Source organism: Paraburkholderia sp. BCC1885, assembly GCF_900996235.1.
Taxonomy (GTDB): Bacteria; Pseudomonadota; Gammaproteobacteria; order Burkholderiales; family Burkholderiaceae; genus Paraburkholderia.
On sequence record NZ_CAAJGM010000164.1, the window covers coordinates 1 to 446 of the forward strand.

General features: G+C 65.2%; 1 protein-coding gene. It reads left to right on the plus strand.

The genetic code is table 11. The features are described from left to right. Positions 1-2: 2 nt before the first annotated feature. On the plus strand, positions 3-446 hold a 444-nt coding region (locus tag FQ755_RS15605; protein WP_144155726.1), incomplete at its 3' end, for an SDR family NAD(P)-dependent oxidoreductase.

Here is a 446-nt window from a genome sequence, read left to right on the forward strand (position 1 = left end):
GCATGGCGACCGCGCGCATGTTCGCGGCGCAAGGCGCGCGGATTGCCATCTTCGATCTGGACGAACAAGCCGCGGTGGAAGCCGCTGCGTCCATCGGTCCACAACATCGCGGCTATGCCTGCAACGTCACCGATCGCGGCGCCTGCCAGGCGGCAGTGGAGCGCACGGTCGCCGATTTCGGATCGATCGATATCCTGATCAATAACGCGGGCATCACCCAGGCCGTCGAGCTGCTCGATATCGACGCCGACAGCTGGGACCGCATTCTCGATGTCAATCTGCGCGGCGTGCTGTATCTCTCGCAAGCGGTCGTGCCGCAGATGAAGAAACAGCACAGCGGCTCGATCGGTTGCATGTCGTCGGTCTCGGCGCAGCGCGGCGGCGGCATCCTCGGCGGTCCGCACTATTCGGCAGCCAAGGCCGGCGTGCTGGGTCTCGCCAAAGCG